General features: G+C 68.0%; 12 protein-coding genes. 1 reads left to right on the forward strand and 11 read right to left on the reverse strand.

What is annotated here, in order from left to right; all coding sequences use genetic code 11:
- Positions 1–231: 231 nt before the first annotated feature.
- The 3 genes from JOF55_RS09375 to JOF55_RS09385 all read right to left on the reverse strand — a co-directional run bounded on the left by JOF55_RS09375 (position 232) and on the right by JOF55_RS09385 (position 4,288).
- Positions 232–816 carry a hypothetical protein gene (locus tag JOF55_RS09375; RefSeq protein ID WP_310272587.1) on the reverse strand — a complete coding sequence of 195 codons (585 nt, stop codon included), beginning with the start codon at positions 814–816 and terminating at the stop codon, positions 232–234.
- Positions 817–956: 140 nt separating this feature from the next.
- Positions 957–1,442 carry a hypothetical protein gene (locus JOF55_RS09380; RefSeq protein WP_310272589.1) on the reverse strand — a complete coding sequence of 162 codons (486 nt, stop codon included), beginning with the start codon at positions 1,440–1,442 and terminating at the stop codon, positions 957–959.
- A 422-nt stretch (positions 1,443–1,864) separates the two neighbouring features.
- The gene (locus JOF55_RS09385; protein WP_310272591.1) at positions 1,865–4,288 is read right to left on the reverse strand and encodes a sodium-translocating pyrophosphatase; all 2,424 of its coding nucleotides are present in this window, start codon (positions 4,286–4,288) and stop codon (positions 1,865–1,867) included.
- A 400-nt stretch (positions 4,289–4,688) separates the two neighbouring features.
- Between JOF55_RS09385 and sftH the strand changes: the two genes are divergently transcribed.
- A complete protein-coding gene (sftH, locus tag JOF55_RS09390; protein WP_310272593.1) occupies positions 4,689–7,100 on the forward strand; it encodes a DNA 3'-5' helicase SftH in 2,412 nt (803 codons plus the stop codon).
- Between the two features lie 103 nt (positions 7,101–7,203).
- On the opposite strand, the gene JOF55_RS09395 is transcribed toward sftH, so the two are convergent.
- The 8 genes from JOF55_RS09395 to ssd all read right to left on the reverse strand — a co-directional run bounded on the left by JOF55_RS09395 (position 7,204) and on the right by ssd (position 13,144).
- The gene (locus JOF55_RS09395) at positions 7,204–7,818 is read right to left on the reverse strand and encodes a bifunctional DNA primase/polymerase (protein ID WP_310272595.1); all 615 of its coding nucleotides are present in this window, start codon (positions 7,816–7,818) and stop codon (positions 7,204–7,206) included.
- Positions 7,819–8,049: 231 nt separating this feature from the next.
- Positions 8,050–8,433 (reverse strand): Rv3654c family TadE-like protein, encoded by a 384-nt coding sequence (locus tag JOF55_RS09400; protein ID WP_310272597.1) that lies wholly within the window; start codon positions 8,431–8,433, stop codon positions 8,050–8,052.
- On the reverse strand, positions 8,430–8,816 hold the full coding sequence (locus JOF55_RS09405) for a TadE family type IV pilus minor pilin (RefSeq protein WP_310272599.1): 387 nt from the start codon (positions 8,814–8,816) through the stop codon (positions 8,430–8,432). Before JOF55_RS09405 ends, JOF55_RS09400 begins: the two co-directional genes overlap by 4 nt.
- Before the next feature lie 113 nt (positions 8,817–8,929).
- Positions 8,930–9,184 (reverse strand): DUF4244 domain-containing protein, encoded by a 255-nt coding sequence (locus JOF55_RS09410; protein ID WP_310272601.1) that lies wholly within the window; start codon positions 9,182–9,184, stop codon positions 8,930–8,932.
- 66 nt (positions 9,185–9,250) lie between these two features.
- Positions 9,251–9,838: a type II secretion system F family protein gene (locus JOF55_RS09415; RefSeq protein WP_310272603.1), complete on the reverse strand. Its 588-nt coding sequence runs from the start codon at positions 9,836–9,838 to the stop codon at positions 9,251–9,253.
- 170 nt (positions 9,839–10,008) lie between these two features.
- Positions 10,009–10,857 (reverse strand): type II secretion system F family protein, encoded by an 849-nt coding sequence (locus JOF55_RS09420; RefSeq protein WP_310272605.1) that lies wholly within the window; start codon positions 10,855–10,857, stop codon positions 10,009–10,011.
- On the reverse strand, positions 10,851–12,020 hold the full coding sequence (locus JOF55_RS09425) for a TadA family conjugal transfer-associated ATPase (RefSeq protein ID WP_310272607.1): 1,170 nt from the start codon (positions 12,018–12,020) through the stop codon (positions 10,851–10,853). The genes JOF55_RS09420 and JOF55_RS09425 overlap by 7 nt, the downstream gene beginning before the upstream one ends.
- Complete coding sequence (gene ssd, locus JOF55_RS09430) at positions 12,017–13,144, reverse strand: septum site-determining protein Ssd (protein WP_310272609.1); 1,128 nt, start codon at positions 13,142–13,144, stop codon at positions 12,017–12,019. Before ssd ends, JOF55_RS09425 begins: the two co-directional genes overlap by 4 nt.
- Positions 13,145–13,324: the final 180 nt, after the last annotated feature.

The raw sequence follows: 13,324 nt of genomic DNA on the forward strand, positions 1-13,324 counted from the left end.
CGCCCCATCGTGCCGTGCCGGGGACGCACAGCGTTGCACACAACGCAGGGTTCCCGCGCGTTTCACCAGTACGAACGCGCCCCCATCCTGACGTGTTCCAGCACCCGATCCGGCGTGTGCTGTGTCGAACACCTCAGTTCGGTGTACCGGCTTTTTCGCTTGAGTGGTCAGCCCCGGCAAGCTTTCTCCACCGGCTGCCAACCACCCACGCAAGTTCTTGCGAACGAACGATCAGGAGGGCAGAGGCCACGCTCGCCCCACCATTCCATCGGGCCTCGGTCCCACCAACTCGGCGAGCCGCTCGATCCGGCGCCTGCCCGCAATCCGTAATGCGGGACCACCGCCGCGCGGGCCGACCGGTTTCGCGGGCAACCCGGCACGATCAAGCGCCGAAGCCAGTGGAGCGTGCGTTTCCGGAGCGTGCGGATCCAGCCCGAAAGAGTAGCCGCCCGTGTCCGGGTAGCCCGCAGTCAGGGCCCAAAGTCGCAGCACCGAACCGTCGGGAACGAATCCGCTCGGTACCGACTTGACCGCGCCGTGCAGCCACAGCCCGGCGAGTCCGGTCAAGTCTGCACGGAAAGCCGTACGCAGTAGCGGATACCCCTCCTCGGAACGGCCGAACTCGGCTTCCACGCCACGCTCTGCACATGCCGTGAGCAGCGAATTCGCCCGCCAGTCCGCGGTGACCACGACCGACAACCTCGCTGCCGTACCGCGACCGAATCCGACCGCCTGCCCCGGTCCGCACAGCAGTCCGGCGAGATCGGCAACGCGCGGGAGCCGCGCCTCGGCCGAGAAGAAGGACAGCTGGCCCACGAAAGATCATCGTAGAACGCTCGTTCGAGTTCCACCAGGGGTGCCACACCCCGTACTTTCACTCGAAAGTGTGCACATGATGAGCGAGCAGCTCACTCCCGATCGGAGTTATCCGAACCGGGTCAGCGTGGTGTCCGGAACTACTGCGGCGGCTGCTGCGACGTTCGGGGAACTTGAGACGACGGATTGGTCAGGGGCTTGCAGGCGGGAGCCTCCGCAGCGGCTTCCAGCAATGCCCGGTTCTCGTTGAAGCGGGAGAACGCGGAACCGAAGACCGACTGCCCCTTCTTGACCTCCTTCTGCACTGCTTGCTGGCCTGCGGTGAAGGACTCCTGGTCACTGGTGTCGATGTGTTCGGCCTTGGTCTTGGCCGTGCTGAGAATATCGTGTGCCCGGACGAAGCTCTTTTCGAACGCATCCGTGACACCGTCGCCCCCCTTGATCGGCGAGGGTTGTATCTTCCGCAACCCGGTGAGCGTGTCGTCGGCCGCCTGCAACGCCGAATCGAGCTGCGCGACCAGGGAGGACTTGAAGGCATCCCGGTTGCTCTTGTCGACCGGGGGAGCACTCTGCTGCGAGGCCGCGAAGCCTCCGATGAGCTCACACAACCGGTTCGTCCAGGCCACACTCTCGGATCCGGGTTTCCCCGGTGCCCGTGACGGTGCGGCCGTCGTCGGGGCGGCCGTTGGCGGCGCTGTCGTCGGCGAAGCGGAGGACGGTGCCGACGGTGCGCCCTGGGAGCAGCCCGCGAGCGCAATCGGGACAGCGGCCAACACCGCGACGGACGCGGAACGAAGTGTCATGCACGCTCCAATGCGGTTATTCGGTGAGCACGAAAGGGATCGACTCGGCGAGGTTGTCCGCGCAGTCCCGTCTCGTCGAACGAGCCGACACGAGAGTCCTCGGCTTCCTCCACCATGCCAGTGGCACTTCCTCGCCCATGTGCACGGCGTGCCACCGAGGGGTGACGACAGTGGGCGAACCGGAAATCGGGGGCGCTCGACGGACGTATTGCCGAGCGCCCCGTCCTGTGCTCGAGACCCTCCGCTCAGGAAGCGTCGTTAACTACTTTTCCCTGGTCGGAAGGCGTTTCGGCGATGGCGGTACTGCGCCGCTTCGATGCCACCACCGCGGTGACGATGATCGCCGTTGCGATCACGGCAACCGTGATACGCACCACCGGGGAAGCGTTCTCGCCCACCGCGAAGAGCACCACGGCCGGAGCGATGAGTACCGACACCAGGTTCATCACCTTGAGCAGCGGATTGATCGCCGGGCCCGCGGTGTCCTTGAACGGGTCGCCGACGGTGTCACCGATGACCGTCGCCGAGTGGGCCTCGGATCCCTTGCCACCGTGGTAACCGTCCTCGACGAGCTTCTTCGAGTTGTCCCAGGCACCTCCGGAGTTGGCCAGGAAGATCGCCATCAGCGTGCCCGTGGCGATCGCCCCCGCGAGATAGCCCGCCAGCGGCCCGACCCCGAGCCCGAAGCCGACGGCGATGGGGGCCAGTACCGCGAGAAGCCCCGGGGTTGCCAGTTCCCGGAGGGAGTCCCGGGTGCAGATGTCGACCACCCGCCCGTATTCGGGGCGTTCGGAGCCGTCCATGATCCCCGGCTTGGCGGAGAACTGGCGGCGCACCTCGTAGACCACCGCTCCCGCCGCACGGGAGACCGCGTTGATCGCCAGACCGGAGAACAGGAACACCACGGCCGCACCGATGGCCACGCCGACCAGCACGTTCGGCGCGTAGACATAGAACTCCTGGTCGGCGAGCACACCGCCGACGTCGGCCAGTGCCGAATCGATCGCATCCTGATAGGAGCCGAACAGGGCGGTCGCGGCCAGTACGGCCGTCGCGATGGCGATGCCCTTGGTGATCGCCTTCGTGGTATTGCCGACAGCGTCGAGCTCGGTGAGCACCTGTGCCCCCTCGCCCTCGAACTCACCGGACATCTCGGCAATGCCCTGTGCGTTGTCGGCGACCGGCCCGAAGGTGTCCATCGCCACGATCACGCCGACCGTGGTCAGCAGCCCCGTCCCGGCCAGGGCCACCGCGAACAGGGCCACCGTCAGCGAGCCGGACAGCAGGAAGGCGCCGAAGACGGCCGCTCCGATCACGAGCGCGGTGTAGACGGCGGACTCGAACCCGACCGACAGGCCCGTCAGGATGACCGTGGCGGGCCCCGTTATCGAGGATCTGCCCACATCGCGCACCGGGCGGTTCTCCGTGGCGGTGAAGTACCCGGTGATCTTGAGAATGACGATTGCCAGCAGGATACCGATGATCACCGAGACCAGTGCGATCAGAGCGGGGCTTCCGTCCTGCGAGCCGATCTCCTCGGAAACGCCGCTGAGCTGGGCGAACGAGCCCGGCAGGTAGGCCACGGCGGCGATGGCACACAGCACCGCGGAGATTCCGGCCGAGATGTAGAACGAGCGGTTGATCGCGGTCAGCGCGCTCTCGCCGGTTCTCGCCTTGGTGATGTAGACACCGAGCACGGCCGTGACCACGCCGATGGCGGGCACGATCAGTGGAAACAGCAACCCCTGTTGGCCGAACGCCGCCGTACCGAGAATCAGCGCGGCGACCAGCGTGACCGCGTAGGACTCGAAGAGATCGGCGGCCATTCCGGCGCAGTCCCCGACGTTGTCGCCCACGTTGTCGGCGATGGTCGCGGCGTTGCGCGGGTCGTCCTCGGGGATGTTCTGCTCGACCTTGCCGACCAGATCGGCGCCGACGTCGGCGGCCTTGGTGAAGATCCCGCCACCGACACGCATGAACATCGCCAGCAGGGCCGCGCCGAAACCGAATCCTTCCAGCACGCGTGGTGCATGGCCCGCGTAGACGAGCACCACGAGCGCCGCACCGAGCAAACCGAGTCCGATGGTGCTCATTCCGACCACGCCACCGGTGCGGAAGGCCACGCGCATCGCCTTCTCGCGTCCGCTCGCCGGGTCATTGGCCGCGGCGGCCACCCGCAGATTCGCCCGCGTGGACAACCACATGCCGAGATAGCCGATCGCAGCCGAGAACGCCGCACCGAACAGGAAGAAGATCGACCTGCCGATCCGCTCGCCGGTGGTTTCGGCGGGCAGTGCGAACAGCAGCAGAAACACGATGGCGGCGAAGATGGCCAGTGTCCGGAACTGCCGGTTGAGGTAAGCCGAGGCTCCTTCCTGGACGGCTCGGGCGATCTCCTGCATCCGGGTGGAGCCCTGACCCGCTGCCAGCACCTCCTTGATAAGCACATAGCCGAACACCAGTGCGGCCAGAGCGACCACGAGCACCACACCGAGAATGGTGTAGTCCGCGGTGCCGAGCTGGAGTTGCTGAGCGGAATTCCGGGCAAGAACGCTTTGGGCCGCCGAGTCCTGGATCGTCGAGTCCTGGGCGAGGTCACTCCGGTTCGACGAGCCCGGTGGTGCAGTGCCCTGGGTCCAGCGTGACTGGACCGCAGTGAGCAGGGACATCCGTCCTCCTGATTTGTGCTCGGTTCTCCCGCCGGGCACCGATGGGTCTCGGTTCCGGCACGCGGTACCGGCCTCGCCCCGGCGAGTCCTGCGGGACCCGCCGGGCGCGACGTCGTTGGCTGAGGAGTCTATTCAGGGTTCGAGTGGCTTACATCACGGTGTGCTACGTCACTTGCCACGACGTGGGATTTTGCCAGAACTGTATCGATACACCACCCTGTTGATCACTCAATCGGCGTCTTCGCGATTTGGCCCGAACGGGTGACATAAGGTATTGGACGCACAAGATGGCCCGGGCCTCGCTCCCGATTTGGCAGCCAGCCGCATGTCCACGGGATGCGAGTTCGGCTCACTTCGCTCCTGCACGAGTCCTCGCGGATCCCTGTGCGAGGCTCGATGGGTGACCCGAAAGGCAGAGACTCACCGGACGCAGGACGACGGGCAGCGGTTGCTCGATCGCGTACTGGCCGGGGTACCGACCGGTGAGTCACCACTGCGGCATGTCGAGCACCTCCCCGAGCGCCCGGCCCGCCACGCGCCGTGGCCGGAGTGGGCGGCTGACGAGGTCGTGGTCGCCCTCCGCACGCGCGGCGCCCCCCTTCCCTGGACGCACCAGGCAGAAGGTGCCGAATCAATATGGGCGGGCACGAACACCGTCATCGCCACCGGGACCGCCTCCGGCAAATCCCTGGCCTACCAATTACCGGTGCTGTCCCGACTGCACACCGACGATCGCGCCACAGCCCTGTATCTGTCACCCACCAAAGCGCTGGGCGCCGACCAGCTCCGCGCCGTGACCGAACTCGGGTTGGACGGCATCCGCGCAGCAAGCTACGACGGAGACACACCGAAGGCCGAGCGAGACTGGGTACGCGCGCACGCCCGGTGGATCTTCACGAACCCGGACATGCTCCACCACGGCATCCTGCCCCAGCACTCCCGGTGGGCGCGTTTCTTCCGACGACTGCACTACGTCGTCATCGACGAATGCCACACCTACCGCGGTGTGTTCGGCTCACACGTGGCACTGCTGCTGCGCCGGTTACGTCGAATGGCCCACCACTACGGGGTGGACCCCGTGTTCGTGCTGGCCTCGGCCACCGTGTCCGACCCCGGCGCGCTGGGCAGGAACCTCACCGGGGTGCAATGCCGCGCGATCACCGACGATGGCTCGCCGCGCGGCGGGCGAACGATCGCACTGTGGGAACCGCCACTGCTGCACGAATCGAGCGGGGAAAACGGCGCCCCGGTGCGCCGCTCGGCGGGCACCGAGGCAGCGCGCATCATGGCCGACCTGGTCATCGAGAATGCTCGCACCCTGGCGTTCATCCGTTCCCGGCGTGGCGTGGAGGTGGCAGCGCTGACGGCCCGGCGCACGCTGTCCGACGTGGATGCCGCGCTGCCCGGCAAGATCGCCGCCTACCGCGGTGGCTACCTGCCGGAGGAGCGCCGCGAACTGGAGCGTTGTCTGCTGTCGGGAGAACTGCTCGCGGTGGCCACGACGAACGCGCTGGAGCTCGGCGTGGACATCGCCGGACTGGATGCGGTGGTGGTCGCAGGCTACCCGGGCACGCTGGCTTCGTTCTGGCAGCAAGCGGGCCGGGCCGGACGTGATGCCGATGGCGCCCTTGTGGTGTTCGTGGCACAGGACGACCCGCTGGACACCTACCTCGTGCATCATCCGCCCGCCGTGCTGGAGCAGCCGGTGGAGGCCACGGTGCTGGACCCGGCCAACCCGTATGTCCTGGAACCTCACCTCTCCTGCGCAGCGGCCGAACTTCCGCTCGACGGGGCGGCCCTGAACTTCTTCGGCGGGCCTCCGGCGCGGGAAGCGGTCGAGGCGCTCACCGCTTCGGGTGTACTGCGCGCTCGTGCCCACGGCTGGTACTGGACCGCACGAGAACGTCCCCACCGAACGGTGGAACTGCGTGGCACAGGTGGCGAACAGATCGCCGTGGTGGAAGGCGATTCGGGAAGAATGCTGGGCACGGTGGACCCGGATTCGGCACACGGGACCGTGCATCCCGGAGCGGTGTACCTGCACCGGGGCGAGTCCTTCGTCGTGGACGAACTCGACCTCGATGACGGCTTGGCGCTGGTGCATGCCGAAAACCCGGAGTGGAACACCTCACCTCGCGACGAGACCGATATCTCGGTGCTGCGCACGCTGGAATCCCGGCGGGTCGCGGCGGGAGTTTCGATCAATCTCGGAGAAGTGGAGGTCACGTCCCGGGTCGTCGGCTACCTTCGGCGGCTGCCCTCCGGAGAGGTGCTCGATCAGGTTCCACTGGACCTGCCCGCTCGAAAACTGGCGACTCGCGCAGTCTGGTACACCGCAAGCGACGAACTGCTTCGTGGCAGCGCGCCGGGGGGCGCCGGGCTGGAACCGGCACGCCTCCCCGGCGCGCTGCATGCCGCCGAGCACGCGGCGATCGGCCTCCTACCGCTGTTCGCAACCTGCGACCGGTGGGATATCGGCGGCGTCTCCACCGCCGTGCACGCGGACACCGGGGAGGCGACGGTGTTCGTGCACGACGGTCATCCGGGGGGCGCCGGATTCGCCGACCGCGGCTTCGCCGCGCTGTTCCCATGGTTGGTTGCGACGCGGGAAGCGATCGCTTCCTGCGCCTGCCCGGCTGGTTGCCCGTCCTGCGTTCAGTCGCCGAAGTGCGGAAACGGCAACGAACCGCTGGACAAGGCGGGGGCAGTGGCTGTCCTCGACGCCGTGCTGACCGCGTGTGAGGTGCCGGTGGAATCGGCCGGGTTGTGCGAGGGGGCACCGGATGACCGGAGCACACCGCGGCCTCGATAATTCGCCGTCGGTGACTCGCAAGTTCATCCCACCACCCGGCACATCGGGGAACCCGGGGCGCGGTGCCGATCCACTCGGATCACACGAAGTCAGCACGGGCTCATCACCTGGTTGCGACGAGGGCGGCCACATCCGGACGTTCGTGCAGACCGGCGTAGAGCGCATCCTGCACCAGGTCGAACTCGGGAAGCTGCCAGCCGCACACCTGCGGTTGGACTCTCCAATGCACGACTCCCTGGTGGAACGGAGTCGGAGGCAGCGGTATCCAGCTCCCCGGGCCGTGCAGGTGGACTTCCGGATGGGCGGCGAGTTCCGCACAGAGCCGTGGCTCACCGCGTGCCAGGAAATACCACCGTCCGGCCGGAGTCGCCACGATGGGGACCGGCATCCCCACCGCACGCAGGGCCGTCGCCGCACTGCGACCGAGTCCGGCATCGACCTCGACGGCTTCGACCACCGACCCCGTGGCGACCAGCAGGCTGTACGGCCTGCCCGACCACCACGAGGCCACCTGGTCGGGGTTGGTACCGAGTCGCTCCTGCCAATCATTGTGCACGGGCACGGGGCCATCCGTCTCGAAGCCGCTGCGACCGGCCCACCCGGAGTCCGTCGGAAAGGTTCCGGGCAGCACCGGCCAGCCCCGTGACGCGAGGCCGATGGCCTGCGCCCGCAACTCGATCCGGAAGGCGCTGCGCCAACCCTTCTCCGACCAATCCATGAACTTCGCCTCCTTGTCTCGAACCGAGCACGAACGAACGAAACCGCTCCGGCTCCCGCGCATCGCGCTCGTACCACTACGAAACGTCAAGAGGGGTGATCCAGTACACCCCCGTGTAGACGACCGGTCGATCCGAGGCGATGAGTGTCGACGAACGGACAGGACCACCGAAGAAACGACATGACGAGCGGTCATCCACCGACGCCCGGTACCGGACCGAGAACAGCAGGCTCACTGCCGAACCGGTCCCGCTCGCGCCCGAGCACTGACCGGATCGAAGCCGGACAACAGGCCGGGCACCTCGATACGGACCCGCACGCGTGCATCCCGGTCGGCCAACCGGCACGACACCATCGTCGTGCGCATCCCCTCGGCCACCCATCGCGCCCTCGCACAGGCGAACTCGGTGCCTCCGACCGCGTGTGCCGCCGCAGCCAGCGCCGCCAGATCCGCTGCTCCCTCCGCACGGTGCCGGGTGATCACCGCAGCTCCCAGTTGGAGCCCCAACCAGAGCACCGTCAACAACCCCATCGACACGATCGCGGCGAAGACGGTCGCCGCACCCCCGTCCCGATCGGTGCACATGCTGCCGTCGCCCGCCCGCTGACCGCTCATCGCGGTACCGCCCGTGCGTTGTGCCCCTCGGGAGGTACCGCGGGCTCCGCGGAGGAAGCCGGGGCCGTCGCCCGGCCCGGTTCCATGACGGCGAAGGCGCGCCCGGTCAGCCATTGCTCGGGTAACAGGCCTCCGGCAGGTCGTACGGTGACTCTGGTGGTGATCTCATCACCCCGCACTGTCACGTGCACCCGCGCACCATCGGGTGCGATCCGGCGCGCCACCTCCCTAGCCCTGTCCCGCTCACCCCGGGCAACGAGCCGAGCAGCTTCGATCGCGGCATCCGTACATCGCAGCTGTCCGATCAGCACGCTCATTCCGGCCAGAGCCAGCGCGAACGCGGCCACGATCGAGCAGACACCCAGGGCCGCCTCGACGGTCACCGTTCCCGAATCCCGGCACGTCGCGCCGCACGCCCGGTGAGCTGCCTTCCGGCGAGCATCCCGTCGGTGAGCACCCCTTCGGCGAGCCGTCTTCCGATGAAGCACATGTACGGTCACCGGAGACCACTCTCGAGAGCCCGCTGGATCAACGAGGTGAGCGCCTCCGTTACCGCATCACCGGTCAGCACCGTGTAGAGCAGTGCGGCGAAGGCCGCCGCCGCAAGCGTGCCGATGGCGTACTCCGCAGTGCTCATCCCGTCATCACCGTGCAGCAGCGCCCGCAGCTTGCTCAGCCTCCGACCGGACGGCCTCGATTTCAACGGAGCAGGTCGCAACAGGGTTTCCGGGACACTCTTCCGTATCTCCATGTCGATCTCCTTTCTTGGTTTCCTCTCGGGAAAATCAACTGTCGTTCTCCGCTGCCGTGGCACGAGCTACATCAGTCGATCGAGCATTCCCACCACCACGGGAGCCACCCCGAGACACAGGAATGCCGGAAGGAAGCACAGACCGAGCGGGGCGGAAACCCACACGGCTGCCCGCTGGGCGCGCGCCTGCGCGTGCTCGTCCATCGACGCCCGCGCCTGCGCGGCGATACCTTCCGCGACTCCGGCCAGCCCGCTTCCCGTGCGCGCTGCCCGCCGGGCCGACCGGGCGAGTTCGACCGTGTCCGGGTGTCGCATCGCGCGCTCCCAGGCCGACACCGGATCCGCCCCCAGAGCGAGGCACTCAGCCACCTCCAGCAATGCCGCTTCGGCACCGCCGGTGAACTCGGCCGCCACGGCACGCACCGTGGCGGGAATCGGCAGACCCGCACGAAGCCCGGCAGCCAACAGATCCCATCCCGATGCCAATCTCAGTGGATCGGTGCTGCCGTGAGCACGTCGCTTCAGCAAGCGATGGCACAGCCATCCGGTGGCCGGGGTGACCACCACGGCCACCGGCCACCCGACGAGGCAGGTGAGTACACCCGCAATCGGAATCGCCACAGCAGCCGAGGTCACCAGGGGCCGCTTCCCCACGTGGTGTGGCAGTTCCCCGCTGAAGCAGCGGAGGAGCCGATACCGATTCGACTGCCGAGACCTACCCGGCCTTACCCGACCGGTGGATACGGTCTGCAGCCTCGACACGGCCGAAGGCGCGGGAACGAGGAGCAATCCGCCTGCGAGCAGCAGTGCGGACCACATGACCATCACGACTGCACCACCGACTCGGTCAGTCGGACGGTCCACAGCACGCCCGTACACAGCAGCGCGGTGCCTGCCATCAGCAGGCCTTGACCGACCGGGCCGCCGGTGAGCACCGCGACCGGACCGGCTCCGGCCATCTCGCCCAGCACGATTCCGAGAACCGGCAGTCCCGCCAACACCAGTGCCGTGGCCCGGGGACCCGCCATCTTTGCCTCGACGTCGCGCATGAACGCGGCACGGTGTTCGAGATCCCGCCGGACCGCATCAAGCAGATCCGCCAGCGCGACGCCGTGGCGTTCGGCCAGCATCCAGCAGCGCGCCAGCCGCCCGACGGGCTCGCGTAGTTCCGCCGTTACTTCGTGACTACCGGACAACGTGCTTGCCACGTCACCGCCGAGCCGAGCTGCCGCGGCCATGTCACCGAAGATCCCCGCCACTCGGAAGGCGGAATCGGCAGCGGCGCCCTCGGCGGCTACCGCCGGATGCGCGCCCGCCCGGAGTTCGGCGACCAGCAGCCGGACTCCCGTCGCCAGCTCGGTACACCGGCTCAGCCGACGACGGAAATCGCTGCGCGAGCGTCGATACCTCCTCGCCAGTACCGCCAGTGCCGTTCCCGCACAGAGCCCACCGACACCGGCGACCAGGACACCAGCCACTGCCGCGACCGGAACGGAGGCAATTTCGGCCTTGTCCCTCCCCCGTGGCCATCGAGTACTTCTGTGCTCTCGCCTGCCCGGTTCTTCCCTGCCCGGCAGGCGGTTGGCAGCGCGAAGGTTCGGCCAGCACAGCAACGAGGCCGCGAGCACGATCAGCGACTCCGAGGCCCCGAAGAGGGACTGCGGTGTCAGCACGGCACGACACCCCCTTCGGCGCCGAGCAGCTCGGCGAGTTGCTCGGCCCCCGGTCCCCAACCGGCGTCGTCATCCCAGGCGGGCAGTACACGAACCCGGTCACCATCGCGCCGCAGAACACCGATCCCCGCGAGATGCCGACTGCGGACCGCACTGCGACGAACGTGCAGCACCACTTGGATGGCAGCCGCCAACTGGCTGTGCAGTGCTGCCCGCCCGAGCCCACCGAGCGCGGCGAGTGCCTCCATCCGTGCCGGAACCTCCGACGGCGAGTTCGCGTGCACGGTGCCACTTCCCCCGTCGTGTCCGGTATTGAGCGCGGCCAGCAATTCACACACCTCGGAGCCGCGAACCTCACCGACGACGAGCCGGTCCGGACGCATCCGCAGTGCTTGCCGGACCAGGTCCTGGATCCGGATCTCGCCGGCACCCTCGATATTCGGAGGTCGAGTGACCAGCCGGACCACGTGCGGATGCTCGGGATGCAGCTCGCCTGCCTCCTCCACGCACACGATCCGCTCGGACGGTGCCGTTTCGCCCAGCATGCCTGCGAGCAGCGTCGTCTTTCCCGCGCCCGTTCCGCCGGTGATCAAAAACGCCAGCCTGGCCGTGATGATCGAGCGCAACACCGCTGCCGTGGGCGCGTCGAAGGTGCCCACCCGTTCGAGTGTGTGCAGGTCGTGCACCGCAGGCCGCAGGACTCGAAGCGAGATGCAGGTCCCGCCGGCTGCCACCGGGGAAAGGATGGCGTGCAACCGCACCGCACCGGAGGCACCGATTTGCGGCAGCCATGCGTCCACCCACGGGTGCGCATCATCGAGGCGGCGTCCGGCGGTAAGCGCGAGGCGCTGAGCGAGCCTGCGCACGGCATCCTCATCGGTGAACGTGACCTGTGCGTGCCGCAGGCCGTCACCGTGGTCCACCCACACCTCCTCGGGGCCGGTCACCAGCACGTCGGTCACCCCGGGATCACGCAGCAGGGGCTCGAGAACCCCTGCTCCGAGGAACTCCTGCTGCAGCATCCGAAGGGCCGTCAGAACATCGGCATCACCGACCAGTCCGCCGGCTTCCTCGCGGACGGCGGTGGCAACCGCGGCCGAGGTCACCGCAGTACCACTGGAGATCAGTCGGGACCGCACCCGCTCGACGAGATCCGTGCTCATGGCGCACCGACCGGCGCGGAACTCGCCTCCGGAATCGCGGTGTCGGCATCCGCGCTGTCCAGTGCCGCCAGCAGCTCGTGCGCCGTGCGGGCCAGCGGACCACGCACTGCCGCCCGTCCGGAGCACAACCCGGCACGGTCCATGACCGCAGGCAGTCCTGCCTGCGGACGCATCGCGGTGAGGACGTCGATACCGACGGCACGCGCCACATCGGCCACTTTGAGCCCACCGGGCGCCGGCCCCCGCACGACCGCTTGGATCGGTCCGGCGCGATCGCGGATTCCGGCCACGAGCCGAGCCGCCGCCGCACAGGCTCGAACTTCGGCGGGGACGACCACGATGGTCAGGTCCGCTTGCTGGAGAACGACGCTGGTGGCCTCCTCGTGGAATCTCGGCAGGTCACAAACGACCGTTTCCCCGGCTCGCCTGCCTGCGTCGAGCACCGCCCGTACCGATGGAGGAGTCATCCCCGTCCCGGCTCCCTCGCGATCACAGGACAGCAGGGTCAGCGCCCCCGAGCCGATCGTGCGCTCGGGCAGGGCTTCGTGCAGAGCACTCGCCGCAACCCTGCCGCCGCTGACGGTCAGCCCCGACCAGCGCAGCCCCGCGGTGGTTTCGGCACCGACCGCGAGATCCAGTCCGCCACCCAGCGGGTCGCAGTCCAGCAACATGCACCGGTCCCCTCGCCGAGCAACGGTCAGCGCCGTGGCAGTGGCGAGTACGGAGGCACCCGCTCCACCGCAGCCACCGGTCACGGCGAGCACGCGACCCGATCGGGGTGCCGGGGTTTCCCGTGTCTCGGAGAGCAGATCGACCAACCGAGTCTCGTCGTCGGGGAGCTCGATCGCCTGCTCGGCTCCCGCCTCGAAGGCCGCACGCCAGAAGCCGGGTGGGGGCTTGGTGCCGATCACCACCACACCGGGCCTTCGCGGCAATCCCTTCGCAGAACACGCCGTCAACGCGGCTTCGTCGAGCAGCACCAGCGGAGCCCAGCGCCACTGCTCACCGGCATCGTCCGGATCGTTGATGCGACGGAGTTCGCAACCGGCCACGGCGGCAAGGCGGCACACCTCCTCCGCCAAATCGTCCTCGGTGGTGACGAGCAACAGAAACTTCGTAGACATGACGTGGCTCCTTCCTCGAACGGCCGAAGGTGGATCCGAATTCGCTCGAGATCCACACTGGCTCGCGCGGAGCACCACGCCAACACTCTTGTGGCGAGCCTGTGGACAACTCGCGTATCTGTGGATAACCAATCCTGTGGGCAGCCGAGGAAAAGAAGCTGCGCCGTTATGCCCGCTCCC

This window comes from Haloactinomyces albus, assembly GCF_031458135.1.
Classification (GTDB): Bacteria; Actinomycetota; Actinomycetes; order Mycobacteriales; family Pseudonocardiaceae; genus Haloactinomyces; species Haloactinomyces albus.

What these genes read in the sequence shown, in the direction of transcription:
- JOF55_RS09385 (WP_310272591.1), bottom strand. Translation starts at nt 4,288, where the DNA reads ATGTCCCTGCTCACTGCGGTCCAGTCACGCTGGACCCAGGGCACTGCA.
- JOF55_RS09395 (WP_310272595.1), bottom strand. Translation starts at nt 7,818, where the DNA reads ATGGATTGGTCGGAGAAGGGTTGGCGCAGCGCCTTCCGGATCGAGTTG.
- JOF55_RS09400 (WP_310272597.1), bottom strand. Translation starts at nt 8,433, where the DNA reads ATGAGCGGTCAGCGGGCGGGCGACGGCAGCATGTGCACCGATCGGGAC.
- JOF55_RS09410 (WP_310272601.1), bottom strand. Translation starts at nt 9,184, where the DNA reads ATGGAGATACGGAAGAGTGTCCCGGAAACCCTGTTGCGACCTGCTCCG.
- JOF55_RS09425 (WP_310272607.1), bottom strand. Translation starts at nt 12,020, where the DNA reads ATGAGCACGGATCTCGTCGAGCGGGTGCGGTCCCGACTGATCTCCAGT.
- ssd (WP_310272609.1), bottom strand. Translation starts at nt 13,144, where the DNA reads ATGTCTACGAAGTTTCTGTTGCTCGTCACCACCGAGGACGATTTGGCG.